The following is a 12,835-nucleotide window of genomic DNA, read 5'->3' as shown; positions in this document are numbered from 1 at the left end:
GATGACCGAAGCTGCTTCCCCCCGTTCCGAGGCGCTCGAGCTGGCCCTGGCCAGCCAGGACGTCGCCGCCGTCGCGTTCGCCCTGCGGCACGACGTGGTCGTCGTGCCGAAGCTCGTGGTCCCGCGCGCTGATGCCGAGGCCGACGGTGCTGACGCGGCCGACTCCGCAGCGGACGCGGACGCGGACTCGGCCGAGCCCGTCTCCGTCGCCGCCGAGCAGGTGCGCGTCTTCGGCCGTGAGAACACCGACAAGCGGATCCTGCTGCTCTTCTCCTCGGCGGAGGCGTACGCCGCGATGGTCCCGGACGACCCCGACCTGGAGGTGATGCTCTACGACTCCGACGCGCTGCGCGCGTTCATGGAGGTGCACCTCGACGTGCTCGAACAGGTCTTCTTCGACATCGCCGGGCCGCACACCATGGCCGCCGCCCCCGAGGACCTGCTCAAGGCCCTGAAGTAGCAGGCGCCGGCGCAGGCGCGCTGGAGATACACCCGTAAAGGGACAAAACACCCGCGGGCCCGAGGGTATTTTGTCCCTTTACGGGTGTTTTGCGAGCAGCTCGTGAGCCGGGCCGGGCCGGGCCGCGGGAGGCGGCGAAGCGGCGCGGCGCCTAGAAGGCGCCGTCGAGCTCGCGCTCACGAGGCGTGCTGGCCGCGCTGAAGGCGCGGCGCAGCGCCTCGCGCAGGTTGCCCGACTCGGCGTCGACGAGCTGGCTGAAGCCCAGCCGGCCCGCCTCGCTCGCTCGTTGCCTCGGCGACGACACCGGCCGGATCTCGCCCGCCAGGCTGATCTCGCCCACCGCTGCCATGGTGTGCGGGTAGCTGACGTCGCGGCTGGCGCTCGCGAGGGCCAGCGCGATCGCCAGGTCGGCCCCCGGCTCGGTGATCTTGATGCCGCCGACGGTCGACACGTAGACGTCGGTGTCGCCGAGGCGGATGCCCGCCCGCCGTTCGAGCACGGCGAGCAACATCGCCACTCGCGAGGAGTCGACGCCGTTGACGACCCGTCGGGGCTGGGGAGTGCTGCTGGCGACGATCAGCGCTTGGACCTCGACGGGCAGCGCACGCCGCCCCTCCATCGCGATCGTGATGCAGGTGCCGCTGACCGGGGTGCCGCTGCGCGACATGAAGAGCCCGCTGGGGTCGGCGACCTCGGCGATGCCGTCGCCCGTCATCTCGAAGCAGCCGACCTCGTCGGTGGGCCCGAAGCGGTTCTTGTGCGCCCGGATGAACCGGAGCGAGGTCTGCCGGTCGCCCTCGAACTGGCACACGACGTCGACCAGGTGCTCGAGGAGGCGCGGGCCGGCGATCGTGCCGTCCTTCGTCACGTGCCCCACCAGCAGCACCGGCAGGTTCCTGTCTTTGCTGACGCGGATGAGCGTCGACGCGACCTCACGGACCTGCGACGTGCCACCGGCGATCCCGTCGATCGACGACGACGAGACCGTCTGCACCGAGTCGACGATGACGAGCTGCGGGTCGACCTGCTCGATCTGCCCGAGGATCACGGCGAGGTCGACCTCGGCCGCCAGGAACAGGTCGTCGTGCATCGCCCCGGTGCGCTGCGCCCGCATCCGCACCTGCTGCGCGCTCTCCTCTGCGGTCACGTAGAGCACGCGGGCGCCGGTCGCGGCAGCCCGCGAGGCGACCTCGAGCAGCAGCGTCGACTTGCCGACCCCGGGCTCGCCGCTGAGCAGGATGGCCGCGCCCGGCACGATGCCGCCGCCGAGGACGCGGTCGAACTCGGCGATGCCGCTCGGCCACGAGGCGACGGCCCCGGCCTCGACCTGCGTGATGGGACGCGCCACCCGGTCGCCGCCGACCGGCACGGGGGCGGTGCCCCGGGTGCTCACGAGCGCCGACGTGACGTCGACCACGGTGCCCCAGCGCTGGCACTCGCCGCAGCGACCGGCCCACTTGAGGCTGGTCCAGCCGCACTCGGTGCAGCGGAAGGGCGGGGTGGTGGGGCGAGGCATGCTGCGAGCCTAGGTGGGACGTCCGACAGCGGGGGCGCCTCCTCGGCCCCGTTGTGGGGGCGCGCACCGTGTCCGGAGAGCGAACTGGACCCGTTGTGGGGGGCTCGGGGGGTGAAGTCCCTGTGTTTGCATCGAACTTGCGGTGAACGCACGGTCCCGACGACCGTGCGACGTGCGCGCGGTCCCGACGACCGCGCGACGTGCGCGGGGTCCCGACGACCCCGCGTCGACGAGCGCGCGGTCCCGACGACCCCGCGCTCACGAGCGTGCGGTCCCGACGACCGCGCAGCTCCCCGCACGACTGGAGTCCGCTGTGCCCACCCCTCGTTTCATCCGTGCGTCCGCCGTGCTCGTCGCGGCCGTCATCGTCACCGGCGGCCTCGTCGACGGGCAGTCGGTGTACGCGGCCGTCGACCCGACCGGCGCCCCCACGGCGACGTCCGCGCCGACCGCCGTCCCCACGGAGACGCCTGCACCGACCGCCGCCCCCACGACGACGTCCGCGCCGACCGCGTCCGACGGGCCGGCGGCGACGTCGGCGGCAGCGGTCCCGGACGTGCCCGCGGTCCCCGACGAGTCCGGTGCGCGGGCCGCCGGCACCCCCGCCGCGCCCGACCTCACCGACGACATGATCGCCGTCCCCTCCACCCCCGTCACGGCGCCGCACCTGCACGCCGAGGCGGCGGAGGTCGAGGCTCGCGAGGCCGAGGTCATCGAGCAGACGGCGGTCGAGGGAGGCGGCGCGCAGCAGCCGACGCAGTCGGCCCAGGCCGCTCCCGTCGCCGTCGTCCACCGTGTCTCGGTGAGCATCGCGACCGTCACGACGACCACCGCCGACGACGCCGCGACCCCGCCCGACGACGCGTCCGTCACGACCGCGATCCAGCAGCTGCACGACTTCTGGTGGGAGGAGTCGGGCGGCACCGTCGACGTGCGTCTCGGCGGGATCGAGCGCACGTCGCTGTCGAGGAGCACGTGCGACCCGTCGGCCGTGCTCGACTCGGTGCACACGACCGCGTTCGGCGGCGCCTTCGCCTCGTACCGCTGGGCCGGTACGGACAACCACCTCCTCGTCCTGACCCGCGAGACCTGCGGCTCGGCCGCGTTCGGCACCGTCGGCGGCGGCGGCGGCGAGATCTTCAGCTCGGTCGGCACCGACACCGCGCTCGGCGTCCCCGTGCTGATGCACGAGTTCGGCCACAACCTCGGCTTCGGCCACGCCGGCGCCGGGATGTGCCGCAGCTCCACCACGGTCGACGCGCCCCTCTCGGACTTCGCGCACGCGGCGGACACCGACACCTCGGTGGCGTGCCCGGTCGAGGAGTACGCGGACTTCCTCGACATCATGGGCTACTCGGTCTCGGGTGCGCGACCGCACCTCTCGACGCCGCAGCGCCTCCGCGCCGGCTTCCAGGTCGACGCCACGACGCTCCGCGAGCCGGGCACCCGGCAGCAGGTGACGGTCGGCGCGCTCGACGGCGCGGCGACCACCGCCGGTGGCCGGGCCGTGCAGGTCGTCGACCCGCTGAGCGGCGACACCTACTGGGTCGAGTACCGCACCGCGAGCGGCCGTGACGCGACGAGCGCCGAGTTCCGGGGCGCGTCGCCGCGGTGCTCCTCCCTCGACACGACGCTGGTGCGCTGCGCCCTCAACGGCGACCGTGCCGTCGGCGAGGTGCGCGTGCTGCGCGCGATGCCGCTGTTCGGCTCGTCGGTCTCGACGGCCGTCGTGGCCGCCGGACCCGTGAAGGCGGGCGACCTGACGCGCCGGGACACGCACCTCGACGCCGGTGAGAGCTTCACCAGCACCGGCGGGGGCTTCACCGTGACGGTCCGCTCGACCTCGACCTCGCCCTCGGGCGGGGCCGTGCTCGACGTGAGCCTCGCCGGCGGCACGCCGACGGGGACCGCGCCCGTGGGCGACACCGCGGGCCGACCCGCGCCGAAGCAGGAGACGGCTGCGACGACGACGGCCCTCCGCGCCGACCGCGCGCGCCAGACGTGGGGCTCGTCGACGACGGCGACCCTCACCGCGACGGTCGCGGTCGCAGGAGGCGCGAAGCCGTCCGGTTCGGTGGCGGTGCTCGACGGGACGACGACGCTCGCCACGGTGCCGATCGCCCAGGACGGCACGGCGGCCTTCCGCCTCCCTGCCTCGCTGCAGCCGGGCGTCCATTCGCTGCGGGCCACGTTCGCGCCAGCGGGCGCCGACCAGGCAGCCTCGACCTCGTCGACCGTCGTCGTCACGGTGGACAAGGCCTCGACCAGCACGACGCTCCGCCTCGACTCGGCCACCCAGGTGCACGCCTCGTCCGGCCGGGTGACGGCCACCGCCTCCGTCGACCCGATCGCCGGCAGCGCCGCGACGGGCACGGTCGTGTTCCGCCTCGACGGCGTCGCCGCCGCCGAGGTGGCCCTGACCGGAGGATCGGCGTCGTGGGTCGCCCCCGCGAGCACCAGGGCCGGCTCGCACCGGCTCGTCGCCGACTTCACGCCGTCGGCCGCGGCGGCCCTGCCGTCCACGAGCGCGACGCAGTCGTTCTCGGTGACGAAGGCCCCCTCGACGGCCGCCGTCTCGCTGCCGACGGCCCCCGTCTCGAAGGTGCTGACGTCGCGGGCGACCGTCACGGTCACGGTGCCGGGGGTGGCTGCCCCGACGGGCACGGTCGCCCTCAAGTCGGGCTCGACCACGATCGGCACGGCGACGCTGACCGCGGCCTCCGCGGGCAAGGTCACCCTCGCGGTGCCGGCGTTCCGCAAGCCGGGGACCTACCCGATCGTCGTCGTGTACTCGGGCACCCCGAACGTCGGCGGGAGCACCTCGAAGGCCGCGACGCTGACGGTCCGGTAGGAGGCGCCTCCTCGGCTGCCGGGACCAGGCACGGCCTGACGGCGGGCCCGGTCCCGCGGCCTCGGGGCGCGGGGGTCGTCGCGACCCGGGTCAGCGGCGGGTCAGCGGCGGGGCAGCGTCTCCGTGCCGCGGGCCGAGGCGCGGGCGGCCGCACGCTCGGCGGTGCGGGCCGTCGAGCCCGCGGTCGCGGCGTCGTGCACGCTGGCGTCGGCGTCCGTCACGGCGTGGTCGGCAGCGATCCGCGCGACGCGGGCGGCGATGGCCGGCTCGAAGGCGCTGGCCCAGACGCGGTAGCCGCGGTCGTTCGGGTGGAACAGGTCGCCCGCCGAGTTGCGGAACGTCCGCACGAGCCCCTGCTTGCGCGTCGTGTCGTAGAGGGGTGCGACGGTCAGGCCGAGCTCGTCGGCGAGGCGCCGCACGATCGCGTTCGCCTCGGCGATGTGGTGCTCGCGCTCGGGGATCCACATCGTCGGCAGGTCGGCGACGATCGCGTGGCTCGGCAGCGCCTCGTAGATGTGCCGCAGGTTGCGCTCGAACGTCTCGGCGTCGAAGTCGATGATGTCGTTCGCACCGATGGCGACCGTGACGATGTCGGGCTGGTACTTCTCGAGCTTGGGCAGCTGGTCCTTGCGGCAGAGCCACGTGGTGGCTCCGCTGACGCTGAGGTTGACGACCCGGACGGAGGTGCGGGTCGCGTGCCGGACCCGCACCGACAACCTGCCCACGTAGCTGCGCGCCGGGCTCGACGCCCCGATGCCCTGCGCGGTCGAGTCGCCGAGAGCGACGTAGAGCAGCTTGCCCTTGCGGTCGAAGCGGTCGCGCCACCAGGCGGAGTGCACCGGAAGCAGGTCGTTCAGGGTCGCGGCGGCGGAGCGCTGGCTGCGGAGGGCGCGACGCCAGACGGCGAAGAGGGCCCCGCCCGCGGCGAGGGTGACGCCGACTCCGGAGAAGAAGGCGAGGGGGTGACGGGTGGGCATGCGGGGAGCGTACGCCCGGCGGTCAGGTCGGAGCCGCGAGAGTCCCCAGATCGACCTCGCTGGGCTCGCGGCGGTCGATCTGCGGCCTCTCGAGGAGGCGCGGTGAACCGTCACGAAGCGCTCGCTGCCGGCCTCGGGGCAGCACTCCTTGCCGGTTCACGGTGGCCTGAGGCGGGTTTCGACACGAGGGCGCGGATGTACTAAGCTCTCCCCCGGTACCGTGTCCGAGCGGCCGAAGGATCATGTCTCGAAAACATGTGTGGGGGTTGACTCCACCGTGGGTTCAAATCCCACCGGTACCGCCACGGGGCTGTTCGCGAAACTCAAGCAGTATGTTCGCGAAACTCAGTTCCGAAGAAAGCCCCCAGCTAGAGCTGGGGGCTTTCGCCGTCGATGCGGGCTGTTGTTGCCTAAGGCGACGATGTGGCTAGACAGCGGACGGGTCTCAAGGCCACGCGGAGAGACAGGGCGTCGTGGCGCGCATCTTGGAAGCCTGGGGCCTCATAGGGGCTCGAAGGAGGGTCGGGGAGCAATCACCTTGGGGGCCTTTTCCTTGAGGGAAAGCCAGTCGGGTGCTTGAACTGAGACCATCTTTGTCGACACCCCAACAAGTTGTTGCTGCGCGATTTCATTCAGCGCATCGACTACATCGACGACTTTGGCAGTGGGGTACTTCTCGAGCTGCGCCTGCATTTTTTGACCAGATACCGATGGCTTCATGTAGTACTTGCCTCGGCTCATCTTGCCCAGTGTGTCCATGGCTTCAGCTACCGCCTGGAAGCCGTCATGAAACAAGGCCATGAAGCCGTCTCGATCGGGTAGAACCGCGAGCCAGAGGCCCTCTCGTCGATGAGTGCCAGGCGCAAGATTGGTGGCCTCGGGAACAATGCCGATTCGCAACCCAGGTCCTGCTTCAAGAAGCGTGTGATTGCTCTTGATTGTCGCGGCGGCGTACCGCAACTCTTCTTGATCGCTTAGGAAGATGTCTGTCTTCCATACGCTCTTGATGCGGTCCTTAAGGCGGGCTTCCGCGGACTTTCCCTCGGCAGCTACTGACACCCACGGGCCAAAGGCGAACGGATGGCCCTGGCCGTCGGGTAGAAGTACCGCCTCGCTACCAGCCGCTTTTACGGTCGCTTCCAAGAAGCCAAGGTACTTGGCCCGTTCGTAACCAAAGAGAAGCGACGTCGGGTCACTCATTGACTTGAAGGTTGGAGACGCCTTCGCCAGAGCGGCGGCAACTGGTTCCGTGACTCGAGGTTCCCCGCCAACTATTGCTTCGTGGACGGCCCATTCAAAGCCATCTCCCTGCATTCCCTTATCTCGGTCGATCCGAACCACCTTGGCCAACTGGCGCATCGTAACTTCGCCTGCTTCGGCGTTGACGTCCGTTAGGTCTGCGACGCTCAAGGAATCCAGGAGCGCACGCAGCACAGACCGTCCGACCGCGGCTAGCGCCCGCCCGTACTCGTCAATCGGTTCTTGCTGGTTCAGGAATGTGACCTCGCTCATGCCCTAAGCGTAGTGAGGACATGTCGTTTTCAAGGCTAGGCGTGCGACTCCGAGTTGCTCGGGGCGCATCTCAGCCCTTCAGGCTCGCGTGGTCGTCGCATGGCTTAAGGCTTTTACTTCTCCCTCGCGGCCTCGCGCTTCTCTTCTTCGTCATCCCGCGCTCGATCTCGGGTGCCCGGTAGAAGCGGTGGTAGTTCGACACCCGGTTCTTGTGAGTCTCGACGTACTCGCGGCCTTCGGCTGGCTCGCGCACGAACGTCGCGAGGCGACGCAGGTTCGCTGACACGAGCATCATCGTGAAGATGTAGTTCTGAGCTGCGAGGCCGCGCACCCTCCGTTCGCCGGCCTCGCGCATCCGCTCGCGTCAGTCGCTGAGCCGCTGCTGCTAAGACCTACGGAGTGCGGATGAGGCCTGCGGCGTTCAACTCTGTTCGAAGGGAGTCCTTCCAGTTCGAGCCCGGGTACTGAACATAGCTCAGGCCAGCTAGGTCGGATGGGCGCTCCACGTCGGCGTCAACGACGACGACGCTCTCGCGGCCAATCTTCCCGATGAAGTACCCGAGCTCAAGGACAACGTTCTGCCGCGCGCGAGGATCGGGGGCGATCTTCGCCTGGAATGCCGCGTTCGCCTGACCCACGTCGTCCGGGGTCAGCAGGACGATCACGAACGATGCCTCTGCTCCGATCGCATCGAACTTCTCAATGATGGTCTGCCCCCTGCCAGCCTCTTCCGCCAGCGATATAGGCATGAGACCGGTGACCTTATGGACGTAAATCCGTATCGAGTTCAACGCCGCTTCATCGTGGCCATGCACGATGAAGATCGACGGGACCTGCGTCGCGGGTGCTGGGCGATCCGTCACGGCGTCCTCCGTCCACTCGTGCGGCGGCATCGGCGTCGAGGGTTCTGTCACCCAGGTATCGGGATCAGCTTCGCGTTCGGGCGCCGATTCAACCTGCCATTGAGTGGGGATTTCTGATGCATCGCGCGCTTCCAGGTAGTCCTGGAAGAGCCTCCTTGTGCGAGCAGGTGCGCTGTTCTCGGTCCAGGTAGGCAGGTCTGGCATCGAATCCGCGAAGAGCTCCATGCGCCCTGCCTCGCCGGAGTCTTCTTCGACCGCTTCGGACGCAAGAATCTGACGCACCACTTCCGCTGCGGCGTCGGGGTAATCGTCATCGCCGAACCCGAGGGAACGGTACAGGCGTGGGTGTGCGTCAATGATGTCGCTCGTGCCGGTCTCGCGGCCGAACACCCGCCAGTCTGTGTCCGTCCACTTGTCGGCTGCGTACGCGGCGATGGCATTTTGCAAAGGGTCAACACGAGGCATGCTCGGAGTCTAGAGTCCGGAGCCTGCTTCTCCGCGCGCGTTCCAACTTCGTGATTAGTGCGAATCAATCGTCGGAGTCGGCCCAAAGGTCCGGATCGTTCGCAAGCGCATCAGCGAGATCTTGCGACGAGATGACGGCGGGATCCTCTGTAGGCCAAGTTGCGGGGAGCAGGTTCGCGTCAGCGGTAGCGGGGCGCTTCAGGATCTGCCAGTCATCCCAACCGCCACCGGGCTCCTTGCGAAGCTGGGCAACTACGTTGGTACGCGCTCGCCCGGAGTTCTTCGTGAAGACCGTGATCTTCATTCCTTCGGGAAGGAACTTGAATGCTGCATAGAGCGCGGTATCCGCGTTGATCACCGTCATGGCATCAAGCTACAGCCAGGCATCGCTAACCGTGTCGCCACAAAGCTGTACGGACTGTGACTGAGGGGCGAGCTTTCCGGTTCAACACGTCTCAAGGTGCTCGACAGGCGCCGCGCTAGTAGGGGTCCCATCACGCCGCGTTCCAAGCACGATTGCTGGCGTGGACCCTAGGAGTGGAAGGTCCCAGTGAGATCCACAAAGAGTTTGTTGCCGAAGTTATAGGGCAGGTACCTCTTGCGATGCATCTGATGTACCGCCACGCCAGGCGACACGCCCAATTCGCGTGCAGCGTCGGTGATCTCGCGGTCGGTGCTTAGGCCCTGCAATGGCGTCGCGCCAGCCTCACCGAAGAGAACGCCCATCGCGAACGCATTGGCGTTCTTTTCCGCCGCAGAGTTCCGCTTCTTCTCAGTGCTGTACTCAAGGTGCATCTCCCCTCGAGGGTCGTTAAGCACGTGACCAAGCTCGTGGAAGAGAGTCCAAATTACGAAGCCATCCTTCTTGCCCCAGCGTCCTGTCTGCTGAATCACAGGCACTCGCTTGTCAATCCAGCGAGTCATGCCTAGCAAGGGGAACTTCTTCGGAGGCTCAACCACCGCAAACACCACACCGACATCGGCAAGCATGTTTCGCATGTCGTGAAGCAGGGTTGCATCTGGGGTCGCCGCGCGATCGCGAAGCTGCGGAAGAAGGTCTCGCAACTTGTCGGCGTCATAGCTATAGCTGCGGCCTTGTTCGAAGGCTTCCGTCAGCTCAGCGGCCCGGAGCCAGCTCGTCAGTAGCGTTCTGTCGAGAGTGGCGCCGGCATCCTTCAGGGCCGCTAGGGCGTAGTCGCCGGTCGAAGTTTCTTCGTGTAGATGTTCGTATGACTCCCACGTCCCGCACTTGTGGAAGGTCAGAAAGTCAGAGACGAGCTGGCCAGGTCGTGCCTTGGTGGCTGTCGTGGCACCGATGCTCCGAAGGTAGGTCACTGCGCCCCCGTCGATCCCACCGACACGGGACGCGAGATCCTCTTCATCCTTGATTCGCGCCAGACCGGCACGATAGGCAGCTTCGTAACGCATCCAGGAGTCAAGGGGGATGCCGGTAACGCGCTCTAGCCGGATCGCCGTGTCTGCAGTGATCGGGGCTCGACCGTTGACAATCTCGTTGACCTGCTTACGGCTGCACCCCAGGAGGTTCGCGACCTGCTGCTGGGACAGTCCTTGGTCCTCGATCCACTCCTCCAAGTACTCGCCCGGGGCAACGGCGTAGTTGGGCTTCGTCACGACTGTCTCCTCTCAGTGGTCGTAGTGGTTAGAGATCTCGATGACCGTCACCGTGACCGCTGCCAGGGGATCCTCTGAATCTTCAGGTTGGACCAAAAGGCGGTAGTTCGCACTGAGTTTTCCGGACCAGAGCCCATTGAGGTTGGCGCTCAGTGCGTGCCATTTGCCGAGCGGATCGTGCGTCGCCAGGTCACCAACCGAGGTGGCCGTCTCGAGTGCGTTGATGCGGAGCCGCAGCTTGTCGGCGATGTCGGATCGCTTCTTTCGCATCTCACGCTCGTTCGCGCACAACTTTTCGAGGCTTTTGTCGCCGTACCGGACTTCCAAGTGTCACCGATCTCGTTACAGTCTAACGCGCTTGCCGTGCTCAGTATGCCCAGCCTGGACTCAGATCTTGAATCTGCTCGACTGGTGGGTTGACCTCTTGAGCGCGTGCGTCCTTCGCGAGTCGACACGAGCCCTGCTCACAAGTTAGTCGAACTATGGGGCACACCTGACTCGGCGCCACTTGTCCTTTTACCTTCGGCAGTCCGCAATGATTGTGGGCCGACGTGCCTACCGGCCATAGGGCCAAGGCGTACTGAGCGCTGGCGTTGCATCCAGTCGGTCGTGCTCAGGCTTTCTGCTTGTCCTTGGCCGCCTCGCGCTTCTCCTTCATCGTCATCCCACGGTCGACCTCGGGTGCCCGGTAGAAACGGTGGTAGTTCGACACGCGCCCCTTGTGGGTCTCGACGTATTCGCGGCCCTCGGCGCGGTCGCGCATGAACTTGGCGAGACGGCGGAGGTTGGCAGACACGAGCATCATCGTGAACACGTAGTTCTGGGCGGCAAGTCCGCGCACCCTCCTGGCACCGGCCTCACGCATGCGCTCACGGCCCTCCTTGAGATAGGCGTTCACGCCCTCCATGGAGTTGCGGTCGTGCTTGTACATCGTGTGCCACTCCTTGGACCCGTAGTGGAGCAGCTGCTTGGTGTCGATGCCGTCGTGCCGCTCGATCTTGACGGAGGTCTGCTTGCAGATGAGGTCGGGATGGATGGGCAGCAGGTCTTCGTCGATGAGAGGACGCGTCTTCTTCGTGGTCGCCTTGGGGTGGAGCTTCCTCAAGGGGCACTCGACCGTGGCGCTAGGGCCAAGGGCAGGGCAGCTCATCGGCTGCGCGCCTCGCTCGTCCGGCTTCTCCTTCGGCTTGAGGCGGTAGTGCCGGCGCTCCTCAATGAGGTCGTAGTACGTGTCTGGGGTGACAACGTCGTCCTCCACGTCCAGCGTCAGAGTGCGCAGCTTGTCGGGCAGTGCTGGGCAGTAAAGGGCCCCCTCGAGCTCCAGGGCTCCTCCGACAGTGTTCTTCCGCACCCCCTTCTCGCCCCTGTTGTAGTCGATGACGAGCCCGATGCCGCGTTCTGCCATAGGCAGGTGGAACTTGTCGACGGACATGCCGCCGGAGTAGCCCCTGTCGACGGTCAGACGCTTGGCCGGCCACCCTCGGTCGAGGATGGAGTCGACGCCAGCGATGGTGTGCTCGGAGATGCTTCCTCCAAACCTGTGCAGACTCGCCGCAGCGATGAGCTGCGGGTGCGCGAGCGGCTGGTCGGGCTCAGTGACCATGATGAAGATGTTCGCCGCATACGAGTGCTCGAAGGCAGAACTGTTGCCAGTGAACTCTTTGTTCTTTGCGCCCTTGTCGATGGGATAGGGGGTCGCGTCGACCTCCATGACGGGACGCCGGACGAGCTCTCCGGTCTTCTTGATCCTGTTTGGAACCTCGGGACGCCCGGGCAGCTCGCCGTCGCGTCGCCACGGCTTGGCTTGGCTCGGCGCCTTGAGCGCTGACTGGTCGGCGGACAGGCCGCCCTGCCATGCCCTTTGCAGGTCGGGGTGCTGGGCACGGAGCGTCATCTCGATGAGGGCGTTCGTGAACCACCGAGCTCGCTCGCTCTTGACGCGCTGCATCTCGGAGTCTCGCTCAGCGACGACTCGCTGACGTTCCTCGAGGTCCATGAGGCGGCGCGGTGCCGGCCAGGCGTCGAACGTATCGATGAGCGAGTGGAGGGACCGCCAGACGCGGTCGTACCAAGCCTTGGCGTCCCTGGCGCTGTTGCCGGTGTTCGTCAGGTGGCCGATACCGAGGGCGGCCCGGGCGTCGTCGTCGAGGCGGAGCCAGAAGGCATTCCGCAGCTCGGTGATGAGGATGGGGGTCCCCTCCATCATCAGCAGCAGGGACATGACGAGGATGGCGTGGTCGCCGAGCTTGGGTGGTCGACCTCCGCCACGCTTGCCGGCTCGGTCCTCGGCCCGCCACAGCTCGATGCGTTCGAGGACGTTCGAGCGGTCGATGCGCAGGATGTTTTTGACGACCTCGTCGCGACCGATGGGAGCGCTGGTGCCCCCTCCGGCCATGATTTCGTCGTCGGTCAGAAGGCTGCCCTCGAAGGCGGTGAAGAGGCTGCGGGCCATCGCGTCGAAGTCACTGGCGCCCTCAGCTGCGACGGCTGCCTGTCCCGCGCTGTCGCGGGGTCCCGTGGCAAGGAAGACGGGCTTCACATCGTCTCCCTCGTCCGCGG

The 12,835-nt window shown here is 67.6% G+C and carries 11 protein-coding genes and 1 tRNA gene; 3 read left to right on the top strand and 9 right to left on the bottom strand.

Translation table 11 applies throughout. The features are described from left to right. The first annotated feature begins 1 nt into the window (after position 1). Entirely contained in the window at positions 2-460 is a 459-nt protein-coding gene (locus IFT77_RS11875) for a dehydrogenase (RefSeq protein ID WP_192170092.1), read from the top strand. Between the two features lie 151 nt (positions 461-611). On the opposite strand, the gene radA is transcribed toward IFT77_RS11875, so the two are convergent. Then, complete coding sequence (gene radA, locus IFT77_RS11870; RefSeq protein ID WP_192170091.1) at positions 612-1,976, bottom strand: DNA repair protein RadA; 1,365 nt, start codon at positions 1,974-1,976, stop codon at positions 612-614. 313 nt (positions 1,977-2,289) lie between these two features. Between radA and IFT77_RS17500 the strand changes: the two genes are divergently transcribed. After that, positions 2,290-4,827, top strand: a complete 2,538-nt coding sequence (locus IFT77_RS17500; RefSeq protein WP_192170090.1) for an Ig-like domain repeat protein — start codon at positions 2,290-2,292, stop codon at positions 4,825-4,827. A 101-nt stretch (positions 4,828-4,928) separates the two neighbouring features. On the opposite strand, the gene IFT77_RS11860 is transcribed toward IFT77_RS17500, so the two are convergent. Continuing rightward, positions 4,929-5,804 carry an SGNH/GDSL hydrolase family protein gene (locus IFT77_RS11860; RefSeq protein WP_192040555.1) on the bottom strand — a complete coding sequence of 292 codons (876 nt, stop codon included), beginning with the start codon at positions 5,802-5,804 and terminating at the stop codon, positions 4,929-4,931. A 214-nt stretch (positions 5,805-6,018) separates the two neighbouring features. Between IFT77_RS11860 and IFT77_RS11855 the strand changes: the two genes are divergently transcribed. Continuing rightward, positions 6,019-6,109: transfer RNA gene (locus IFT77_RS11855), tRNA-Ser, on the top strand. Positions 6,110-6,305: 196 nt separating this feature from the next. On the opposite strand, the gene IFT77_RS11850 is transcribed toward IFT77_RS11855, so the two are convergent. The 7 genes from IFT77_RS11850 to IFT77_RS11820 all read right to left on the bottom strand — a co-directional run bounded on the left by IFT77_RS11850 (position 6,306) and on the right by IFT77_RS11820 (position 12,815). Further along, positions 6,306-7,316 (bottom strand): hypothetical protein, encoded by a 1,011-nt coding sequence (locus tag IFT77_RS11850; RefSeq protein ID WP_192170089.1) that lies wholly within the window; start codon positions 7,314-7,316, stop codon positions 6,306-6,308. A 70-nt stretch (positions 7,317-7,386) separates the two neighbouring features. Continuing rightward, complete coding sequence (locus IFT77_RS11845; protein WP_192170088.1) at positions 7,387-7,647, bottom strand: hypothetical protein; 261 nt, start codon at positions 7,645-7,647, stop codon at positions 7,387-7,389. 61 nt (positions 7,648-7,708) lie between these two features. Further along, positions 7,709-8,644, bottom strand: a complete 936-nt coding sequence (locus IFT77_RS11840; RefSeq protein ID WP_192170087.1) for a TIR domain-containing protein — start codon at positions 8,642-8,644, stop codon at positions 7,709-7,711. 64 nt (positions 8,645-8,708) lie between these two features. Further along, on the bottom strand, positions 8,709-9,008 hold the full coding sequence (locus IFT77_RS11835; RefSeq protein WP_192170086.1) for a hypothetical protein: 300 nt from the start codon (positions 9,006-9,008) through the stop codon (positions 8,709-8,711). Positions 9,009-9,175: 167 nt separating this feature from the next. Next, positions 9,176-10,276 (bottom strand): HigA family addiction module antitoxin, encoded by a 1,101-nt coding sequence (locus tag IFT77_RS17495; protein ID WP_192170085.1) that lies wholly within the window; start codon positions 10,274-10,276, stop codon positions 9,176-9,178. A gap of 12 nt (positions 10,277-10,288) precedes the next feature. Continuing rightward, positions 10,289-10,603: a type II toxin-antitoxin system RelE/ParE family toxin gene (locus IFT77_RS11825; protein WP_192170084.1), complete on the bottom strand. Its 315-nt coding sequence runs from the start codon at positions 10,601-10,603 to the stop codon at positions 10,289-10,291. A 286-nt stretch (positions 10,604-10,889) separates the two neighbouring features. Beyond that, positions 10,890-12,815, bottom strand: coding sequence for a hypothetical protein (locus IFT77_RS11820; protein WP_192170083.1), 1,926 nt, complete (start codon positions 12,813-12,815; stop codon positions 10,890-10,892). Positions 12,816-12,835: the final 20 nt, after the last annotated feature.

The organism is Frigoribacterium sp. CFBP 13729 (genome assembly GCF_014841875.1).
GTDB lineage: Bacteria > Actinomycetota > Actinomycetes > Actinomycetales > Microbacteriaceae > Frigoribacterium.
This window is presented reverse-complemented; position numbering and strand designations above follow the sequence as displayed.

Coding starts and splice junctions, on each gene's coding strand:
- IFT77_RS11875 (WP_192170092.1), top strand. CDS start 2: ATGACCGAAGCTGCTTCCCCCCGTTCCGAGGCGCTCGAGCTGGCCCTG.
- radA (WP_192170091.1), bottom strand. CDS start 1,976: ATGCCTCGCCCCACCACCCCGCCCTTCCGCTGCACCGAGTGCGGCTGG.
- IFT77_RS11860 (WP_192040555.1), bottom strand. CDS start 5,804: ATGCCCACCCGTCACCCCCTCGCCTTCTTCTCCGGAGTCGGCGTCACC.
- IFT77_RS11850 (WP_192170089.1), bottom strand. CDS start 7,316: ATGAGCGAGGTCACATTCCTGAACCAGCAAGAACCGATTGACGAGTAC.
- IFT77_RS11840 (WP_192170087.1), bottom strand. CDS start 8,644: ATGCCTCGTGTTGACCCTTTGCAAAATGCCATCGCCGCGTACGCAGCC.
- IFT77_RS11835 (WP_192170086.1), bottom strand. CDS start 9,008: ATGACGGTGATCAACGCGGATACCGCGCTCTATGCAGCATTCAAGTTC.